We start from the raw sequence: 18,277 nt of genomic DNA, 5'->3' as shown, positions 1-18,277 counted from the left end.
GGAGCTAGCGTCCCGATCGGAGTGAAACAATTCATTCCGCTGCAGGTGATCCCCCCGGTAAACCGGCCCGGGGCGACGGAGTGCCTCATGACGGCGTCCGTACGATGGGGTGGGGCCGCCGGCCTGTGCGGCCGAGGGCATCAGTGGGGCAGGGCAAGTGGCGCGTGTGGCAGGGATCAAGGATGTTGCCCGGCAGGCCGGAGTCTCCGTGGGCACCGTGTCCAACGTGATCAACCGGCCCGAGGCGGTGCTGCCGGAGACCCGCGCCAGGGTGCTGGCCGCCATCGAGGAGCTCGGGTACGTGCGCAGTGAATCGGCCCGCCAGCTCAGGGCGGGCCGCAGCCGGATCATGGCACTGCTCGTCCTCGACATGGGCAACCCGTTCTTCGTCGACGTGGCCCGTGGTGCCGAGCGCGCCGCCCGTGCGGCCGGCCTCGGTGTCATGGTCTGCAACAGCGGCCAGAGCCCGACGGAGGAGGCCGAGTACCTCGGGCTCTTCGCCGAGCAGCGGGTGTGCGGCGTCCTGGTCACCCCGGCCGACGCGACCGGCCGGAACCTGGAGGCGTTCAGCCGTCACCGGATTCCCTTCGTGCTGGTGGACCGGGTGGCGTCCGGCACGGGGACCTGTGCGGTCTCCGTCGACGACGTCCGCGGCGGCGCTCTCGCCGTCGGTCACCTGGTCTCGGCCGGGCACCGCTCGGTGGCGTATGTCAGCGGCCCCGGCGACCTGCATCAGATCAGGGACAGGCGCGAAGGTGCCCTGTCGGCTCTCGCCGACGCCGGACTGCCGCCCGAGGCGCTCGTCGAGATCCCCTCCGACCGCCTGGACGTGGCGGCGGGCCGCGATGCCGGGGCCCGGCTGCTCGGTCTTGTGCCGCGGCCGACCGCGGTGTTCTGCGCCAACGACCTGCTTGCCCTCGGTGTGCTTCAGGCACTGTACGCGGCGGGCGTGCGGGTGCCGCACGACATCGCCATCGTCGGCTACGACGACATCGAATTCGCCGCCGCCGCTGCCGTACCGCTCACCTCGGTCCGCCAACCCGCGGTCGTCATGGGCAGGATGGCAGCGGAGCTCCTGCTGGAGGAGGCGGACGACGAGGGCGGCACGCACGAGCACCGCAGCGTGGTGCTCCAGCCGGAACTCGTGGTGCGCGCCTCCAGCGCGACGCCGCGCTGAGGCCGCGGCCCCACCGCCCGGCTTCCATGCCGTTCCTGGCCCAACTCGGCGACTGCCGAACCGAGTCCGGTGAGCCTGAGGACTTCGATGTCTTCTGACGGCGCGTCCGCGACCGGCCGGCGGCTTACCCGCCGGGCCTCGAAGTCGGCGTGGGCAACGCGGTGTTGAGCAATGTCGACGTCCACGGTGCGCGTGCGATGGAGGAGCGCACCGGCCGTCGTACCGAAAATGTGACGGACGATCGGACGCCGGAGCGAATCGTGACCGGCCACGGGATGGGTGAACTCCCCGTGCAAGAAAGCGTGTTGATCGCCAACCGGGCCCGGACTGAGTCATGATCGTCGCGAGATGGTGGACACCTCCCGGGGCGATGCCCCCGCAAGCCCTGCCGAAGAGCCGCGCGGCTGCCTCTTCGCGCTTTCCCAGCCCCCTTTGATGATCTTCCTCGCGGTGGTCGGCAGCCTGCTGCTGATGGCCGCGCTGCATGATCTCTTCATGCTGTGAGCGGTCAGCCGGCCGCTTCCTTGCGGCGTGCCCGGTACGCGGCCACATGCAGACGGTTGCCGCAGGTGCGGCTGGAACAGTAGCGGCGGGAGCGGTTGCGGGAGAGATCGACGAAGGCGTGCCGGCAGTCCGGCGCCTCGCATCGCCGCAGCCGTTCCTGCTCGCCCGCCACCACGATGAAGGCCAGTGCCATGCCGCAGTCGGCCGCGAGGTGGTCGGCGATCGAGGCGCCCGGTGCGAAGTAGTGGACATGCCAGTCGTAGCCGTCGTGATTGCTGAGCTGCGGTGTGGTGCCGGCGGCGGCGATGAGGGCGTTGACGAGCGGGGCGGCGATCTGCGCGTCGTCCGTCGCGAAGATCGCGGCGAAGCGCGTCCGCACGTCCTGTACGGCGCGCAGGTCCCTCTCGTGGAGCTCGTCCACGCCGCTGATGCGATGGCGCTGCGCGAAGGCGTACAGCGCTGCGATGTCGGCGAGACCGTCGATCGGCTCGCCTTCCGGCCGGCCGCTTCCCGGGGGCTCGCTCTCCGGTGCGGTGTTCAGCAGATCGACCACCGTGTCGAGGGCGATCCGGGTGTCGTGGGGGATCAGCACGCTTTCGCTCCCTGGCCTCCGGCGGGCGGGCGCCCGCCGATGCCGGCTGACTCTACTGGCTCGGCGTGGGCGCACAGAGGCCCGAGAGAGCCCATGAGGGGCACGGGGAGCGCTTACCGTCCACCCATGGGCTCCAATGCCGGAGGCTGCCTGTCCGGGCCGTGTGCGGGCGCCCCGGGGCCTCGGGGCGCGTGTCGGCGCGTGGGGTGTGCGGGCACGGCTGCGGGGGAACGCGCCGACGCCGTCACCACGGTGGATTCCGTGATGACGGCGTCGATGTCAGCCCTATGAGGTTTTCCGCGCGGCGCCGCCTCCCCGAGTCGGACGGCGCCGTGCAGCTCTCGGCCTGGCTCAGCTCTCGGCCAGGATGTGTGAGAGCTCCGTATCGAGGTCGAAGTGACGATGCTCGGTGCCTGGCGGAACCGCGGCGTCGGTCCTTTTCAGGAACGACTCCAGGGCCCTCGCCGGGGCTTCGAGCAGGGCTTCGCCCTCCGGGGAGCTCAGTGCGATGCAGACGACGCCCTGGCCGTGGCTACGGGATGGCCAGACGCGGACGTCTCCGGTGCCGGTGGGCCGATGAAGCCCCTCGGCAAGGAGGTCGCGGGCGAAAACCCACTCGACCGTTTCCTCCGCTCCGGTGTGGAAGGTGGCGTGCACGGCATAAGGATCGGCCGTGTCATACCGCAGGCCCGCAGGTACAGGCAGTGAGGACTCGCTCGACACAACGAGGCGCAGGTGCAGCTCGCAGCTGACCGTGGTGTTCATAAGCGCCAGGGCCTTTCGCTCAGTGTGCGCTCGGGGATTCGCACGTCGGCGAAATCGACATGCCACCTACGGTGGCGTTGTAAACCCCTCTGCCCTTTTTGTGTTCCTTCAGGTAGCTCGTACGGCGGTGTGTAACTTTGGGTTATGCGGCCATTCCGGTGACGAAGGCCGTTCCGGTAGGTTGGCTCCCATGAACGCGGAGAGTGACGAGCGGAGCGGGGTCGCCGTACCGGCGACACCGGTGTCCGCCACGGGGGATGTGACGGAAAGCGTGACAGGAGATGTCACGGAGGGTGTGACGAAGGAGGACCGGGAGCTCGGCTCCAGGGCGCCCGGGTTCATCAAGGCGTCCAGGGCGCTGCACATGAGCTGGCAGGTCGCCGTCTTCGTGGTCGGCTTCGCGGTGGTCGTGGCGGGCATCATCATGCTGCCGCTCCCCGGCCCCGGCTGGCTGGTGATCTTCGGTGGCATGGCGATCTGGGCGACCGAGTTCGTCTGGGCGCAGCTGGTGCTGCGCTGGACGCGGCGGAAGGTCACCGAGGCCGCTCAGCGGGCGCTCGACCCCAAGGTCCGGCGTCGCAACATCATCCTCACCGTGATCGGTCTGGTGATCATCGCGGTGCTGGTGGGGATCTACGTCTGGAAGTTCGGCATCACCATGCCGTGGAAGATCCACGAGTGAGCCGGGGATGGTCATGGGGCGCCGCTGACATGCGGTAATGTTTGGCCTGCGCCCGGGCGATTAGCTCAGTGGGAGAGCGCTTCGTTCACACCGAAGAGGTCACTGGTTCGAACCCAGTATCGCCCACCCCGGACAGAGGGCCCGTGAGACCGCAGAGTCTCACGGGCCCTCTGCGTTCCCGCGCCCACTCGTTGCGACGTCTTCGTGAACGATTCAATCGATCGTGGCAGCGGGTGACGCCAGGATTCGTTCTTCGGGAAGAAGCATCCGGATATCAGGGTCGGGACGGGCTGCCAAAGCCGCCCTCCAGGACCACGAGAATTTCTGGAATGAGTTCAACGCCCGCGCCCCCGTGGGCAAATGCATCTCCTGATGCCTTCCGGAACTCTGTCGTATTTCTGTGCGAGTACAACGAGAAACGCGTACTGCGCGACTCCGAGGGGCAGTTCGGCTGCGACAACTTCCTTGTCCGGTACGCCTCCGACGACGGCCCGATGGCCACAGGCCGGCCCGAGGCCCATGAGGCAGACCCGGGCCGGCCATGTGGCCACACCGTCAACGCATCCGGCCCAGAGCCTCCTTCAGCCGCCGGGCGTCGCGCAGCCGTTGCTCGTACGTCGCCCCGACCACCAGCAGCAGCACCCCGGCCAGCGCGGGCGGCAGCCAGCGCGGCAGGGCGCCGACGACCTGGACCACGTACGGCGCGAGTTCGTGCAGGGCGTCCAGAGCCAGCACCGCACCACCGAGCAGCAGCAGCGCCTGCAGCCGCAGCCGCGCGCCCGACAGGGTGATCACCAGTGCCGCCGCACCGAGCAGCAATGGCCGCACCCAGTGCGGATCGGCCCATGCCGTGAAGAGGCTCGGTACCAGCGTCGCCGCGAGGCCCGCACCGTACGCCGTCCACGACGACGCCTCCGGATCACGGCGCCGGCGCAGCGCACCGACTGCCAGAGCGGGCACCGTCACCGGAAGGGTGTACGCCTCCGGGGCCGACACCCCCGAAGCCGACAGCCGCAGCCAGGCCGCCAGGATGAACAGCGTCATCGCCAGATACCCGGCCGCCGGCCGCCGTTCGGCCCGTACGGCCGTACCCGCCGCCAGTACCCCGCACAGCGCCAGCACCAACGCCAGGAACGGGCGGTCCGTCACTGCCGTGCCCACCGCCACCACACCCGCCACGGCCCCGGTCAGCTCGACGGGCAGAGCCGGCGAGAGACCCCGCAGCCGAGCTCCGAGCAACACCGTCACCGCAGGGACGACCAGCATGACCGGCGCCGCCTGATGCGCGGCAAGCCCCAGCGACGCCCCGACCGCACGGGCGAGCACCATCCCGCACACCACCGCAGCGCACGCCGGTACCGCCTGCACGATCTGCAACGTCCTTACGGACCGCGCCGCTTGAACGGACGGCAGCGGCGGCAATGTCCGCGCCGCCGGCACCGCAGCGCCGCCGAGCATCACCGCGGCCCCGCCGAACACCACCAGCAGCACCGCGAACACCGCGTACGTGGCAGCCTCCGTCGCGAGCGACAGCATTCCCGCACTCACCGCGCCGGCCAGACCGCACACCAGCGCCGTCAGCCCCACACCATCCATCCTGCGGCGCAGACCTCGTACCGCCACCCCGAACACCCCGGCGACCAGAGCCAATTGCACCGACACAGCGGCCGCGTACGACATCCCCAGCACTGCGGGCAGCGCGGTGAGCCCCGCCCAGCCGAGCGCCACCGCACCCGCCCCCGCCGCACCCCGCCACGCCGCACCCGGCGACAGCACCGGCCCGGCCACCCGCACCAGCCACGCCCACGACCGGTACACCGCCGCCAGCAGGACGGCCACCACCAGCAGCACCACCGGCACCGCAGCCATCTGGGACCACGCCGGACCCTCCATGCCCAGCGCGCCGCGGACACCACCGTCCGGTGTCCCGGACCACACCCGGGCCAGCTGCGACACCGCACCCATCAGCGACAGGCCGACCGGCGGCGCCGCGGCCAGCACCGCTCCGACGGTCACCGTCGACGAAGCCCACACCAGCCCCTGCCCGACCGGACGCGGCAGCGGAGCGCGCACCGCCACCAACAGCACCACACCGCACAGCAGATACACCGGCACCGACCAGCCCCAGGCCACCCCGGCACGCAGCACACCACCCATGGCGGCCACCCCGCACAACCCGGCCACCACACCACCGGCCACCGCAAGCCCCGCCGGTGCACGCCACGCCCCGGACACCGCGATCAGCGCTCCCACGAGCAACAGCACACCCGGCGCCAGCGCGGCCGACGCCGCATCGGCGGACACCGACTGCGCCAGGGCCACCAGTAGCCCCAGCAGACCCGTAGCCCAGCAGCAGACGCAGGCCGTCACCCGTACCGCAACACCCCTGCCCCACAACGCGATCACGCAGTCCAACGCCGCCGTCACCAGCAACGCCCAACCGAACACCGTGGCTCCTGCACCCGCCGCCCACGCCCACAGCAGCAGCGGCGGCTGCGCACTCACCACCGCCAGGGGCAGCGGCAGTCGCAGCCGGTCGAGCAGCAGCCCGTACGCGCCCCAGAGCACGGCCAGCACTGCCGCGACGACCGCGGCGAAACCTCGTCCGTCGGCCTCCGGCACCGCCACCCGGTGCAGCGCAAACGCGTCCAGCACCATCAGCGCCGAAGCCAGGGCGGCGAGCGACTCGGCTGTCGCGGGCAGCCCACGACGCAGCAGCACGGCAGGAGCGGAAAGCGCGGCGACCGTCACCACCCCGAGCACCGCCGAGCGGCCACCGATGCCCATGTGCCCCCAGCTGACCAGAGTGAACGCGATCGCCGCGATCGTCAGCAGCAGACCGCCCAGGGTGAGCAGCACATTCTGTGCACCGCGCGGCCCGACAGGTGCGGCAGGAGGCCCGAACGGAGCCGCGAACGGCGGTGCGGGCGGGGCGGCAGGGCGCGCGACGGGCGGCGTCAGCACACTCAGCAGCCAGGTACGACGAACCAGCAACTGGGACCGGCGGGCATCCAGCCGGGCCAGCTCGCGATCGAGGAGCGCCAATTCCTCGGCGGGCGGCGGCACATGTTCCATGAACGGGAGTGTGGCGCGAGCCACAGGTTCGGACATGCGCTCGGGTACTCAGTTGTCCGGCTGAGTACGCGCAGACTGGGACCATGGACTGGAGTCACTACCGATTTGTGAGTATCTGGGACCTGCCAGGCTCACCCGATGCCGTGTACGAGATCCTCGGACGCGCGGATTGCTACCCGCGATGGTGGCCACAGATCCGCGAGGTCACCTCGGTCGACGGCACCACCGTGACCACCCGCATCCGCTCCTTCCTCCCGTACGACCTCGTCATGACCGTCCGCGAACGCCGCCGCGACCCCCGGGCCAGGGTCCTCGAAGCGACCCTCAGCGGCGACCTCGACGGCTGGGCCCGGTGGACGGTCACCGCGCACGGCACCGGCAGCCGTGCCACCTACGAGCAGGAGGTCGAGGTGCGCAGGCGGCTGATGCGGCTCCTCGCGGTGCCCGGACGCGCAGTGTTCCGGGCCAACCACGCCCTGATGATGCGTGCCGGACGGCGGGGCCTCACGGCCCGGCTGGATCGAGTTTGAACCAGACCCGCCGGGCCCTGTATGGTTCAACCCGTTCCCGGGCGATTAGCTCAGTGGGAGAGCGCTTCGTTCACACCGAAGAGGTCACTGGTTCGAACCCAGTATCGCCCACCCGGAAGAGGCCGGTCCGTCAGCAGAATCGACGGACCGGCCTCTGCGTGTCCGGGAAGAGGCTCCGGGCCGTGACCGATCACGCCGCAGCAGGAAGCTCCGGGCGCAGCGGCCACGCAGGATCCACCGCCTCCGCCGTCCCGTTCTTCGCGAACCACGCCTGCAGGCCGCGCGCCTGTGCCGCGTGCCACACGGCCTGCAAGGTGTGCAGCTCCGCCGGCGTCAGCCGCTCCAGACGGGACGAGAACCGCCGCGCCACCGCCCGTACCAGCTCCAGCGAGGCCGCCGCATCGGCCGCCGCGTCATGCGCACCGTCCAGCACCACCCCGTACAGCTCGCAGAGATCGGTGAGGGTCCGCCGGCCCTTGCGGTAACGGTCCAGATGCTTGTCGAGTACGCGCGGATCCAGCACACACAGCGGTGCGTTCCGCAGATAGCCGGCGAGTGACGACGCGCGATGACGCCTCAGCTCCCGGTCCAGCAGCGTCAGATCGAACGGCGCGTTCATCACGACGAGCGGACGGCCGGCCGCACACTGCTCGGCCAGCGCCCGGGCTATCTCCTCCACCACGGGCGCCGGCCAGCGGCCGTTGCGCTGAAGATGATCGTCGGTCAGACCATGGATCTCGGTCGCCCCGGCGGGCACCGGCACCCCTGGATTCACCAGCCAGCGAGTGACACGCACCCGCCCGCCTGTCGTGTCCTGGACGACCAGGGCGGCCGAAACGATCCGGTCCTCCTCGACGTCCACTCCCGTTGTCTCGGTGTCAAAAGCGGCCAGCGGCCCCTCGTACCAGTGAGTCATCCCCGAACTCCTCGTGCCCGAACGGCAGATGGCGTGATTCCCCTGCCCGGTTCGGTGATACCCGCACCCTTTGCCTGATACGCCGTTTGCGGGCCGCCCTGTGCGGTGACAACACAGGTGACGGGAACGGAAGTTGTCCGTCACCCCTGCAACGAAGAACCGATCGGCACAGCCCGGAAGGCACACGCAGCCATGGCGCTCGCGCAGCCCGAACCGAGCGGGCTGCTGCCCCAGCGGATCGCACCGCTGCGCGGCACACTCGCCACCACCGCCTGCATGGAGACCCTCCAGGTGGGCTACTTGCACGCCGTCGCGGCCGCGGCGGGGTGCTCCCTGTCACAGCCCTTCCCCGACAACGGCATCGACTGGCACGTCAGCCACGGCGCCCCGGGTCACACCGTGGACGACGAAGTGACCATAAAAGTGCAGCTCAAATGCACCTACCAGATCCCGCCGCACCCGCCCGGACCGACGTTCTCCTTCACGCTCGACAACGCACACCTCGTGAAGCTCGCCCGGACCCCCGTGTCGGTGCACAAGATCCTGGTCGTGATGATCGTGCCGCGCAGTCAGGACGACTGGCTGCGCGCCGGACACGACCGGCTCGACCTGCGGCACTGCTGCTACTGGACCAACCTGGCCGGCCACGCGGTGACGGGCCGGCACAGGACCACCGTGCGGATCCCGACCTCGCGCATATTCGACGACCGGGCGCTCTGCGAGATCATGACCCGCGTAGGGGCGGGAGGGAGACCCTGATGCACCGGCCGATGGACGAGTCCGTCAACGAAGCGATCCCGTCAGCGACACGCCCGCACCCCAGTGAATCCGCAGGGCCGTGGCCCATCGCTCCCGAGCAGCTCGGAAGCATCCCCGATCCCGCCCGTATTGACCCCGCGGTCCTCGGCGCCCTGCTCGACCGGCACGGCTGGCACCGCCGCGGCGGTGCGGCGGGACGCTACAGCCGCTGGACACCGCCGGGACCACCGGCCCCGCCGGGAGGCGGTACGAGCCTCCTCGTCCCCGACACCACCGCCTTCCCCGACAGCGAGGACCTCCTCGGCGAGGCGCTGACCGCGCTCGCCCGCAGCGCCGCCCCCTCCGCCCGCGAAGTCCTGGTCTCCCTCGCCGTACCCAGCGACGAGATCCGCTGGTGGCGCGAGGTCCCCGAACCGGTCGCGGGAGCGGCCGGGGCCGCCAGCTGGACGGGGGCGGAGCAGCTGCACACCGCCGCCCGGCAGATCCTGCTCGCCGGGGCGCTCGCCGTGCGAGGGCGCACCGGCTACCACGGAGCACGCCACCGCCGCAGGGCCCTGGCAGCCCTCGAAGACATCCTCGTCGGGCCCGCGCCCGGAGGCCGCGATCTCACCGCCTTCGTCCCCGTCGAACCGGGCCGTGCCGTCGCCGTACGGCTCTACCACGCCCTGCACGCCACCCGCGAGGCAGTGGACTACCAGCGGGCCACCGGTGGCTATGAAGCCTTTGACACCGCTGTCGAGGCAGGCGTCAGCCGGGAACTCACCGAGGCCGTCATCGCGCTGGTCCGGGGCTCGGAAGGGGCCGGGATCGCCCTGGAATGGGCGCCCGCCGCCGGGACGCCCGAGGGCTGCCCGGCCCGCCCCGAGCCGGTGGAATTCTCCCCGGGCGACCTGCCCGCCCTGCGCAGGGCGGGCGCCCGCTACCTCCAGGACGAACCCGCCGCGACGGTACGGATCACCGGCGCCGTCGTCCGGCTGCGCCGCTCGGGACCGCGTGGCGCCGGGATCGTACGGCTGCGGGTGCTGGCCGGCGCCGAGGTGCCGCACGTACGGCTGGAGCTGGACGAGGAGGCGTACCGGATCGCCGGCCACGCCCACCTGGTGGGACTGCCGATCCGGGTGGAGGGCAGGCTGGAGAGCCGCGGCGGCTTCCGGCGGCTGTCCCGGACCTCGCAGGTCGTGCCCGTGCAGGTGGACGAGGCGGAACGGGACCGGCTGATGAAGTCGCTCCAGGAGAACGTCGACTATTTCGAGGAGGCGTGCACCGGCGAATAGGACCGACCGGCACATGGGGGGTGGGAGAAGGAGCGGGGCTGGGTGCGTGCAGCTGCAAGGCGGAGGAGGGAAGCAATGCGGAGCGTTGTCGACTGACGACAACGCCGGAGGGGGTCCCCCTGGCCCTTAAGGCCCTGGGGGAGTGCGTGCCCGGTCCCGCGACGCCGCCCCCATGTGCCGGTCGGTCCAAGGGGCGCAGGGGGCGGGCCGCCGGCATGAGGAGGCCCTTCGCGCTCAACCGTTTAGCAGAGGGGGCCCACGGCTCGGTACGATTCGTATCGCACGTGCACCACGAATGCGTGCGTACCCCCTGAGTCAGGAGAGACCGGTGTCAGACGTCCGTGTGATCATCCAACGCGATTCCGAGCGGGAAGAGCGCGTGGTGACGACGGGCACTACGGCAGCCGAGCTCTTCCCCGGCGAGCGCACCGTCGTCGCCGCCCGGGTCGCCGGTGAGCTGAAGGACCTGGCGTATGTCGTCGCCGACGGCGAGGTCGTCGAGCCCGTCGAGATCTCTTCCGAGGACGGCCTCAACATCCTCCGGCACTCCACCGCGCACGTCATGGCGCAGGCCGTGCAGGAGCTCTTCCCCGAGGCCAAGCTGGGCATCGGTCCGCCGGTCAAGGACGGTTTCTACTACGACTTCGACGTCGAGAAGCCGTTCACTCCCGAGGACCTCAAGGCCATCGAGAAGAAGATGCAGGAGATCCAGAAGCGGGGGCAGAAGTTCTCCCGCCGGGTCGTGACGGACGAGGCGGCCCGCGAGGAGCTGGCCGGCGAGCCGTACAAGCTGGAGCTCATCGGCATCAAGGGCTCCGACTCCGTCGAGAACGCCGGCGACGGCGCGGATGTCGAGGTGGGCGGCGGCGAGCTGACCATCTACGACAACCTCGACCCGAAGACCGGCGACCTGTGCTGGAAGGACCTCTGTCGTGGTCCGCACCTGCCCACCACCCGGAACATCCCGGCGTTCAAGCTGATGCGGAACGCCGCGGCGTACTGGCGGGGCAGCGAGAAGAACCCCATGCTGCAGCGCATCTACGGCACGGCGTGGCCCACCAAGGACGAGCTCAAGGCGCACCTGGAGTTCCTGGAGGAGGCCGCCAAGCGCGACCACCGCAAGCTCGGCAACGAGCTGGACCTCTTCTCCTTCCCGGATGAGATCGGCCCCGGTCTTGCGGTCTTCCACCCCAAGGGCGGCATCATCCGCCGCGCCATGGAGGACTACTCGCGCCGGCGTCACGAGGAGGAGGGCTACGAGTTCGTCTACTCGCCGCACGCCACCAAGGGCAAGCTCTTCGAGAAGTCGGGCCACCTGGACTGGTACGCCGAAGGCATGTACCCGCCCATGCAGCTCGACGACGGGGTGGACTACTACCTCAAGCCGATGAACTGCCCGATGCACAACCTGATCTTCGATGCGCGTGGCCGTTCCTACCGTGAACTGCCGCTGCGCCTCTTCGAGTTCGGCACGGTGTACCGGTACGAGAAGTCCGGCGTCGTGCACGGCCTGACCCGCTCGCGCGGCTTCACGCAGGACGACGCGCACATCTACTGCACCAAGGAGCAGATGGCGGAGGAGCTCGACCGGACACTCACCTTCGTCCTGAACCTGCTCCGCGACTACGGTCTGACCGACTTCTACCTGGAGCTCTCCACCAAGGACCCGGAGAAGTTCGTCGGCTCGGACGAGGTCTGGGAAGAGGCCACCGAGACGCTGCGACAGGTCGCCGAGAAGCAGGGGCTGCCCCTGGTCCCGGACCCGGGCGGCGCCGCGTTCTACGGTCCGAAGATCTCGGTGCAGTGCAAGGACGCCATCGGCCGCACCTGGCAGATGTCGACCGTGCAGCTCGACTTCAACCTGCCGGAGCGCTTCGACCTGGAGTACACCGGCCCCGACGGCACCAAGCAGCGCCCGGTCATGATCCACCGCGCCCTGTTCGGTTCCATCGAGCGCTTCTTCGCGGTGCTTCTCGAGCACTACGCGGGTGCGTTCCCGGTGTGGCTGGCCCCGGTCCAGGCGGTCGGCATCCCGATCGGCGACGCGCACATTCCGTACCTCCAGGAGTTCGCGGCCAAGGCCCGGAAGAAGGGCCTGCGGGTCGAGGTGGACGCCTCGTCCGACCGGATGCAGAAGAAGATCCGGAACCAGCAGAAGGCCAAGGTGCCCTTCATGATCATCGCGGGCGATGAGGACATGGCCAACGGCGCCGTCTCCTTCCGCTACCGCGACGGATCGCAGGAGAACGGCATCCCCGTCGAGGACGCCATTGCCAAGATCCAGAAGGTCGTCGAGGACCGCGTCCAGGTCTGACAGGCACGGAGTGAGAGGCCCCCGGAGAGCTACCTGCCCCCCGGGGGCCTCTTCTCGTCCTCCCGTGTGAACACCTGCAACAGCCACGACGAGAACGAACCCGTCACCGCCCCCAGCAGCGCCAGCCCGCAGGCCATCAGGCCCGACGCCACGACTCGGCCGCCTGCCGTGACCGGCACCGTATCCCCGTACCCCACCGTCGTGAGCGTCTCGCACGCCCACCACACCGCGTCGCCGAAGGTACGGATCGAAGCCCCCTTCGCCGTGTGTTCCTGGTGGTAGACGGCGAGCGCGGCGGAGAAGCCGAGCAGCAGAGCGGTCGCACCGGCATACGCGATGACGCGGGCGTACAGGCTCAGCCGCGGCTGGTCCCTGCGCTGCTGGACCGCGCTGTAGACCCGGATCAGGCGCAGCGGCCGCAGCAGGGGAAGCAGCAGGACGACCGTGTCCAGCCAGTGCGCACGGATGAAGTGGTGGCCGAGGCCGCTGAGACGGAGCCGTACGACGTAGTCCGCGGCGAAGACCAGCCAGGTGGCGCCGACCAGCGCGAGGGCGAGGCGGCGCCAGGGCTCGGCGTCGTGGGGGGCGAGGACGCGGACCGCGTAGCCGAGCAGGAAGAGCAGCGAGGCGCCGAAGAGCGGCACTTCTGTGCGCTGCTCCCAGCGCCTGAAACGAAGAGGGGTGGAGTCCGCGGGCTGGTCGCTCATCGCCTCAGCATCGCCGTGCGTCGACGGGTGCGGCCCCGGCGACACGCTGCCCGGGAGCGAAGCAATATGCTGATCGGCATGACGAGTGAGCCGGAGCAGCAGATCGGAGTGGGGACGCCCGACGCGTTCCAGCGCCTGTGGACGCCCCACCGGATGGCGTATATCCAGGGCGAGAACAAGCCGACCGGTCCGGAGGCCGGCGACGGCTGTCCGTTCTGCGCGATCCCGGCGAAATCGGACGAGGACGGACTCGTCGTCGCGCGCGGCGAGAAGGTGTACGCCGTGCTGAATCTGTATCCGTACAACGGCGGGCATCTGATGGTGGTGCCGTACCGGCATGTCGCCGACTACACGGAGCTGGACGGTCCGGAGACCATGGAGCTGGCCGATTTCACCAAGCGGGCGATGGCGGCTCTGCGGGCGGCGTCGGGGGCCCATGGGTTCAATATCGGTATGAACCAGGGCTCGGTGGCGGGGGCGGGTATCGCGGCCCATCTGCATCAGCATCTGGTGCCGCGCTGGGGTGGTGACACCAACTTCATGCCGGTGGTCGGGCATACGAAGGTGCTGCCGCAGTTGCTCGCCGATACACGCCAGATGCTTGCCGAGGCCTGGCCGGCGGCCTGATCCGAGCTGTTGCCTCTGCGCGGGCGCCCCGGCTTCTGCTTTGTGCCGGGGCGCCCTGCGCATGTCTATGCGTCGTACAGGTCGGCCTTGCGCGGGGTCGGGTCCTGTACCAGTCCGCTCAGTATCATCGAGCGGTTGTCGAAGCGTTCGGTGTCGACGCCGTTCTCCTCCAGGACGCGCAGGGCGGCGCTGTGCACGGCGCGCAGGACGGGGGTGGCGGCGCGCATCGCGTCGTCGGCCATGAAGCGGTGGCGCCATGGCTTCTCGGCCCAGGCGTGGCGCAGGCCGAACGGCTCGGGCAGGGCGATCTTGCCGCCCAGGTAGTCGAGGAGCGGCGGGTACCAGGTGAAGGGGGCGCGCAGGGCGAGGCGGACGACTTCGCGGGGCTCGACCAGTGCGAGGGTGATGTCGCGGGTCTCCCAGAAGCGGACGGTCTTGTTGACCGTCTTGGTCTTGGCCGCCGGCTTGCTGGTGAAGAGCGAGTGGACCGGGCCGAGCGCGTGTCCGGTGACTTCGATGCGCAAGGTTTCGTAGAGCACCGTGACCGTGATCATCATCGTGATGACCAACTGGCCGTCCCAGAGCGTGAACTGGACGCCCAGATAGTGCCGGTCGCCGCCGCCGAACTGCTGGTGGTTGCAGATCCGCTGTATTTCGTGCGGCTTGACCTGGAAGGTGGCGACGTCCTCACCGTCGGGCCTGGAGACCGAGTCGGCGTTCTCGCCGACAGGTGACACGATCCAGTGGGTGACCGACGGGGTGGGGAATCCTCCGGTGTTCAACGGGCCGCGCTCCAGCACCTTGAGCTGGTCGTGGATGACCCGTATCAGGTCCCAACTGCGGAACTGGTGGAATTCCTTGCCGGGTTCCTTGGAGACGAGTTGTTCGGCGAGCTGCCAGCTGCCCCAGCGGGTTCCCATGCCGAGGATTCCCTTGGGGCCCGCGTAGAAGACCGAGTTGGACTGCTGCTCGGCGGAGAGTTTCTCCAGGCCCTGTCGGAGCGCCTCGCGGGAGGTCTCGTTCGGGTTCTTGGGTACGGCCTCGGGGATCTTGGCGATGACGCCGCCGCCGGAGAGCAGTCCTTCCCAGCGGGCGCGCATGTCCTTGGCGGAGGACTCGGCGATCCGTTTGGCGATGAGCCAGCCGATGACGGGAGCGACGATCATCGCCCGTACGTAGAGTGCGGGGAATCCGGTGAGCGGCAGCTTGATCAGGAAGATCAGGGCCACGAAGCCGATGACCGGGAGCAGGGCGTTGCCCAGGGCGGCGAGGGCCTTGTCCTTGGTGTTGCCGAGCGAGTCGCGCAGTCGGAAGGCGATGACCCACAGGAGCATTCCGGGCAGGAAGAGAAAGCCGAACAGGGCGGTGACGGCGGTCAGTTTGGCGTCGCGCGCCCTGCGCAGACGGGTCGCGGACAGGCAGTGCTCGACGACGGTCTGCGGGTCGGTTCCGAAGGACTGGATGAGGGCCTTCCGGGCGCCGCCCAGCACGCGTTCCTGGACGGCGCGGGAGAACGCCTCGCCGAGGTTGGGCTTGAAGTAGTCGGACTTGAAGAGCTTGGAACGGCCCACCTTCACTTCGGATTTGTGCCACTCGCTGTTGGCTTCAAGGATCGTCTCCACCGGGCTGTCGCGGTACGCGGCGGAGGCGAGGGCGTTCGTCGCCACCGCCTGTGAGCCCGCGCCCTGGAGCGGGATCTGCGCTCCGGGAGAGAAATCGAATCCGTCGTTGGCCACTGTCGCCCCCACTCGCCGCCAAGGAACTGCTCCTGCGGCTGTTTCCCAACTGCCGTGCCCGGCACACCTTCTGAGCTGGGACCACAGCGTATCGTCCGGATCAATACGCCGCCCGCCTCTGTGGACAAGGGCGGGCGGCACAGTCGATTACGCGTCATTCGGGTTGTTCTCCTGCTGCTCGCGGATGCGTTCCGCGAGCTGTGGGGGCATGGCTTCGTGCCGGGCGTACGCCCGGTCGAAGCGACCGGCGCCATGGGAGAGGGAGCGCAGGTCGATCGCATAGCGGCCGATCTCCAGCTCCGGGACCTCGGCCCGTACGAGGGTGCGTCCGTGGCCGGACTGCTCGGTACCGATCACCCTGCCGCGCCGCCCGGACAGATCGCTCATCACCGGGCCGACATAGTCGTCGGGGACCAGGACCTGGATCTCGGCGACGGGTTCGAGGAGCTGGATACGGGTGTCCGCGGCAGCTTCGCGCAGGGCCAGTGCGCCCGCGGTCTGGAACGCGGCGTCGGAGGAGTCCACCGAGTGGGACTTACCGTCCCGCAGGGTGATGCGTACGTCGACGAGCGGATGTCCGGCCGCGACTCCCCGGGCGGCCTGGGCGCGCACGCCCTTCTCGACCGACGGGATGAACTGGCGCGGTACCGCTCCGCCGACCACATTGTCGACGAATTCGATGCCCGACCCCGGCGGCAGCGGCTCCACGTCGATCTCGCAGATGGCGTACTGGCCGTGGCCGCCGGACTGTTTCACATGCCTGCCGCGCCCGGTCGACGGGCCGGCAAAGGTCTCGCGCAGCGACACCTTGTGGGGTACTGCGTCGACCTGGACGCCGTAGCGGCTGCGCAGGCGGTCCAGCGCCACGTCCTGATGGGCCTCACCGAGGCACCACAGGACCACCTGGTGGGTGTCCTGGTTCTGTTCGAGGCGCATGGTCGGGTCCTCGGCGACGAGCCGGGAGAGCCCCTGGGAGAGCTTGTCCTCGTCCGCCTTGCTGTGCGCCTCGATGGCGAGCGGCAGCAGCGGGTCCGGTGTGGTCCAGGGGTCCATCAGCAGCGGCTGGTCCTGGGCGGAGAGGGTGTCCCCGGTCTCGGCGCTGCCCAGTTTGGCGACGCAGGCCAGATCTCCGGCGATGCATGCGGTGAGGGGGCGCTGTTGTTTGCCGAAGGGGGAGGAGAGGGCGCCGACACGTACCTCCGCCTCGTGGAAGGGGCGTGTCTCGTGGCAGGGGTCGTTGAGGCCGTGGCCGAAGACGTGGACGGTTTCGTCGGGGCGGAGGGTGCCGGAGAAGACGCGTACGAGCGAGACCCGGCCGACGTACGGGTCGGAGGCCGTCTTGACGACCTCGGCGACGAGTGGGCCCTGCGGGTCGCAGGTCAGGACCGGTCGCGGGGCCCCATGGAGGGGGGTGACTTCGGGGAGGGGGCGCTCCAGCGGGGTGGGGAAGCCGCCGGTGATCAGGTCCAGGAGCTCGACGGTGCCGATGCCCTGGCGGTCGCCTTCGGCGGCGGGGGCCGCAGTGAGGACGGGGTGGAAGGCGCCCCGGGCCACAGCGCGCTCCAGGTCGTCGATGAGTGTCTTGATGTCGATCTCGCCGCCGCCGAGGTAGCGGTCCATCAGGGTCTCGTCCTCGCTCTCGGCGATGATCCCCTCGATGAGCCGGTTCCGGGCCTCCTGAAGCGTGGTCTGCTGGGCGTCGGCGGGCGGGTTCTCCTGCCGCTCGCCCGAGGAGTAGTCGAAGATCCGCTGGGTGAGGAGTCCGGTGAGTCCGGTGAGCGGAGCGTGCCCGTCCGGGCCCTCGGGTCCGTGCACGGGCAGGTAGAGCGGGAGTACGGCGTCGGGGTCGTCGCCGCCGAAGATCTTGCCGCAGATCCGGGTCATCTCGTCGAACGAGGTGCGCGCCGTGTCGAGGTGCGTGACGACTATGGCGCGCGGCATGCCGACGGCGGCGCACTCCTCCCACACGGCGCGGGTGGCGCCCGCCACGGCGTCGGCCTCCTGGGCCGCGGACACAATGAACAGGGCCGCGTCCGCTGCCCGCAGACCGGCCCTGAGTTCCCCGACGAAATCGGCGTATCCGGGAGTGTCCAGCAGGTTGATCTTGTACCTGCCCCATTCGACGGGTACGAGCGAGAGCTGTACGGAGCGTTGCTGGCGGTGTTCGATCTCGTCGTAGTCGGAGACCGTGGCGCCGTCCTCGACCCGCCCGGCCCGGTTGACCGCCCCCGCGGTCAGTGCGAGGGCCTCGACGAGGGTGGTCTTGCCGGAGCCGCTGTGGCCGACCAGTACTACATTGCGTACGGATGAGGGCTGGTCGGCCGTCGCTGCCCTGCCGGCGGCCCCGGTATGTGCGTGTGCCTTGTCGCCCATGATGCGTGCCTCCCAGATAGTGGCGCGGAGCGGGAAGAAAAGCCGGCGCGGTGTGGGGAGAAGGGTGCACGGGCACGGGGAGCCGCCGCGGCGGCTACGGCGACGCCCGCGGTAATTCGAGCTTTCCACTCAGGTCAGGCTGCGTCCATACGTCGTGCACCGCGGCGCGATGCCGGGTGCCCGGACGGTGGAGTCCGGCGGGCGTGACTACGATGGGCCAGCCGGTGGCCGTAGGGGCCGCTCGGC

General features: G+C 69.9%; 15 protein-coding genes and 2 tRNA genes. 10 read left to right on the top strand and 7 right to left on the bottom strand.

Annotated elements, in window-relative coordinates; genetic code table 11:
- The first annotated feature begins 157 nt into the window (after nucleotides 1-157).
- A complete protein-coding gene (locus tag ACIPEK_RS28900) occupies nucleotides 158-1,177 on the top strand; it encodes a LacI family DNA-binding transcriptional regulator (RefSeq protein WP_402001766.1) in 1,020 nt (339 codons plus the stop codon).
- Between the two features lie 348 nt (nucleotides 1,178-1,525).
- On the top strand, nucleotides 1,526-1,681 hold the full coding sequence (locus ACIPEK_RS28895) for a hypothetical protein (protein ID WP_176740351.1): 156 nt from the start codon (nucleotides 1,526-1,528) through the stop codon (nucleotides 1,679-1,681).
- Nucleotides 1,682-1,685: 4 nt separating this feature from the next.
- Here ACIPEK_RS28895 and ACIPEK_RS28890 read toward each other — a convergent pair whose 3' ends face one another.
- Both ACIPEK_RS28890 and ACIPEK_RS28885 read right to left on the bottom strand, forming a co-directional pair.
- Entirely contained in the window at nucleotides 1,686-2,273 is a 588-nt protein-coding gene (locus ACIPEK_RS28890; RefSeq protein ID WP_383073806.1) for a CGNR zinc finger domain-containing protein, read from the bottom strand.
- Between the two features lie 351 nt (nucleotides 2,274-2,624).
- Nucleotides 2,625-3,038 carry an SsgA family sporulation/cell division regulator gene (locus tag ACIPEK_RS28885; protein ID WP_003959770.1) on the bottom strand — a complete coding sequence of 138 codons (414 nt, stop codon included), beginning with the start codon at nucleotides 3,036-3,038 and terminating at the stop codon, nucleotides 2,625-2,627.
- Between the two features lie 190 nt (nucleotides 3,039-3,228).
- Here ACIPEK_RS28885 and ACIPEK_RS28880 point away from each other — a divergent pair, with 190 nt between their 5' ends.
- Nucleotides 3,229-3,720, top strand: coding sequence for a TIGR02611 family protein (locus ACIPEK_RS28880; RefSeq protein ID WP_402001762.1), 492 nt, complete (start codon nucleotides 3,229-3,231; stop codon nucleotides 3,718-3,720).
- Between the two features lie 54 nt (nucleotides 3,721-3,774).
- Nucleotides 3,775-3,846, top strand: a tRNA-Val gene (locus ACIPEK_RS28875).
- Between the two features lie 429 nt (nucleotides 3,847-4,275).
- On the opposite strand, the gene ACIPEK_RS28870 is transcribed toward ACIPEK_RS28875, so the two are convergent.
- A complete protein-coding gene (locus tag ACIPEK_RS28870; RefSeq protein ID WP_402001759.1) occupies nucleotides 4,276-6,795 on the bottom strand; it encodes an SCO7613 C-terminal domain-containing membrane protein in 2,520 nt (839 codons plus the stop codon).
- 83 nt (nucleotides 6,796-6,878) lie between these two features.
- Between ACIPEK_RS28870 and ACIPEK_RS28865 the strand changes: the two genes are divergently transcribed.
- Both ACIPEK_RS28865 and ACIPEK_RS28860 read left to right on the top strand, forming a co-directional pair.
- The gene (locus ACIPEK_RS28865) at nucleotides 6,879-7,325 is read left to right on the top strand and encodes an SRPBCC family protein (RefSeq protein ID WP_402001756.1); all 447 of its coding nucleotides are present in this window, start codon (nucleotides 6,879-6,881) and stop codon (nucleotides 7,323-7,325) included.
- 39 nt (nucleotides 7,326-7,364) lie between these two features.
- A tRNA-Val gene (locus ACIPEK_RS28860) sits at nucleotides 7,365-7,436 on the top strand.
- A 79-nt stretch (nucleotides 7,437-7,515) separates the two neighbouring features.
- Here the strand turns inward: ACIPEK_RS28860 and ACIPEK_RS28855 are convergent.
- The gene (locus ACIPEK_RS28855; RefSeq protein ID WP_402001753.1) at nucleotides 7,516-8,241 is read right to left on the bottom strand and encodes a 3'-5' exonuclease; all 726 of its coding nucleotides are present in this window, start codon (nucleotides 8,239-8,241) and stop codon (nucleotides 7,516-7,518) included.
- A 192-nt stretch (nucleotides 8,242-8,433) separates the two neighbouring features.
- Between ACIPEK_RS28855 and ACIPEK_RS28850 the strand changes: the two genes are divergently transcribed.
- From ACIPEK_RS28850 to thrS, 3 genes are all read left to right on the top strand, one after another.
- Nucleotides 8,434-9,000: a DUF4365 domain-containing protein gene (locus ACIPEK_RS28850; protein WP_327276249.1), complete on the top strand. Its 567-nt coding sequence runs from the start codon at nucleotides 8,434-8,436 to the stop codon at nucleotides 8,998-9,000.
- The gene (locus ACIPEK_RS28845) at nucleotides 9,000-10,274 is read left to right on the top strand and encodes a hypothetical protein (RefSeq protein WP_402001750.1); all 1,275 of its coding nucleotides are present in this window, start codon (nucleotides 9,000-9,002) and stop codon (nucleotides 10,272-10,274) included. The genes ACIPEK_RS28850 and ACIPEK_RS28845 overlap by 1 nt, the downstream gene beginning before the upstream one ends.
- Before the next feature lie 328 nt (nucleotides 10,275-10,602).
- Nucleotides 10,603-12,588: a threonine--tRNA ligase gene (gene thrS, locus ACIPEK_RS28840; RefSeq protein WP_402001747.1), complete on the top strand. Its 1,986-nt coding sequence runs from the start codon at nucleotides 10,603-10,605 to the stop codon at nucleotides 12,586-12,588.
- 29 nt (nucleotides 12,589-12,617) lie between these two features.
- Here thrS and ACIPEK_RS28835 read toward each other — a convergent pair whose 3' ends face one another.
- The gene (locus ACIPEK_RS28835; protein WP_383073820.1) at nucleotides 12,618-13,295 is read right to left on the bottom strand and encodes a potassium channel family protein; all 678 of its coding nucleotides are present in this window, start codon (nucleotides 13,293-13,295) and stop codon (nucleotides 12,618-12,620) included.
- Nucleotides 13,296-13,361: 66 nt separating this feature from the next.
- On the opposite strand from ACIPEK_RS28835, the gene ACIPEK_RS28830 reads away from it, so the two are divergent.
- On the top strand, nucleotides 13,362-13,922 hold the full coding sequence (locus ACIPEK_RS28830) for an HIT family protein (RefSeq protein ID WP_402001744.1): 561 nt from the start codon (nucleotides 13,362-13,364) through the stop codon (nucleotides 13,920-13,922).
- A 65-nt stretch (nucleotides 13,923-13,987) separates the two neighbouring features.
- Here ACIPEK_RS28830 and ACIPEK_RS28825 read toward each other — a convergent pair whose 3' ends face one another.
- Entirely contained in the window at nucleotides 13,988-15,658 is a 1,671-nt protein-coding gene (locus ACIPEK_RS28825) for a hypothetical protein (protein ID WP_402001741.1), read from the bottom strand.
- A 147-nt stretch (nucleotides 15,659-15,805) separates the two neighbouring features.
- A complete protein-coding gene (locus ACIPEK_RS28820) occupies nucleotides 15,806-18,031 on the bottom strand; it encodes an elongation factor G-like protein EF-G2 (protein WP_402001738.1) in 2,226 nt (741 codons plus the stop codon).
- Nucleotides 18,032-18,277 lie beyond the last annotated feature (246 nt).

Source organism: Streptomyces sp. NPDC088246 (assembly GCF_044741025.1).
GTDB lineage: Bacteria > Actinomycetota > Actinomycetes > Streptomycetales > Streptomycetaceae > Streptomyces.
Note: the sequence above shows the minus strand (reverse complement) of the source record. Positions and strands in the feature narration are given on the sequence as shown.

Excerpts from the sequence above, each read along its gene's own strand:
- ACIPEK_RS28870 (WP_402001759.1), bottom strand. The coding sequence starts at position 6,795 with ATGGAACATGTGCCGCCGCCCGCCGAGGAATTGGCGCTCCTCGATCGC.
- ACIPEK_RS28835 (WP_383073820.1), bottom strand. The coding sequence starts at position 13,295 with ATGAGCGACCAGCCCGCGGACTCCACCCCTCTTCGTTTCAGGCGCTGG.
- ACIPEK_RS28895 (WP_176740351.1), top strand. The coding sequence starts at position 1,526 with ATGGTGGACACCTCCCGGGGCGATGCCCCCGCAAGCCCTGCCGAAGAG.
- ACIPEK_RS28880 (WP_402001762.1), top strand. The coding sequence starts at position 3,229 with ATGAACGCGGAGAGTGACGAGCGGAGCGGGGTCGCCGTACCGGCGACA.
- ACIPEK_RS28885 (WP_003959770.1), bottom strand. The coding sequence starts at position 3,038 with ATGAACACCACGGTCAGCTGCGAGCTGCACCTGCGCCTCGTTGTGTCG.
- ACIPEK_RS28850 (WP_327276249.1), top strand. The coding sequence starts at position 8,434 with ATGGCGCTCGCGCAGCCCGAACCGAGCGGGCTGCTGCCCCAGCGGATC.
- ACIPEK_RS28820 (WP_402001738.1), bottom strand. The coding sequence starts at position 18,031 with ATGGGCGACAAGGCACACGCACATACCGGGGCCGCCGGCAGGGCAGCG.
- ACIPEK_RS28865 (WP_402001756.1), top strand. The coding sequence starts at position 6,879 with ATGGACTGGAGTCACTACCGATTTGTGAGTATCTGGGACCTGCCAGGC.
- ACIPEK_RS28845 (WP_402001750.1), top strand. The coding sequence starts at position 9,000 with ATGCACCGGCCGATGGACGAGTCCGTCAACGAAGCGATCCCGTCAGCG.
- ACIPEK_RS28830 (WP_402001744.1), top strand. The coding sequence starts at position 13,362 with ATGCTGATCGGCATGACGAGTGAGCCGGAGCAGCAGATCGGAGTGGGG.
- ACIPEK_RS28855 (WP_402001753.1), bottom strand. The coding sequence starts at position 8,241 with ATGACTCACTGGTACGAGGGGCCGCTGGCCGCTTTTGACACCGAGACA.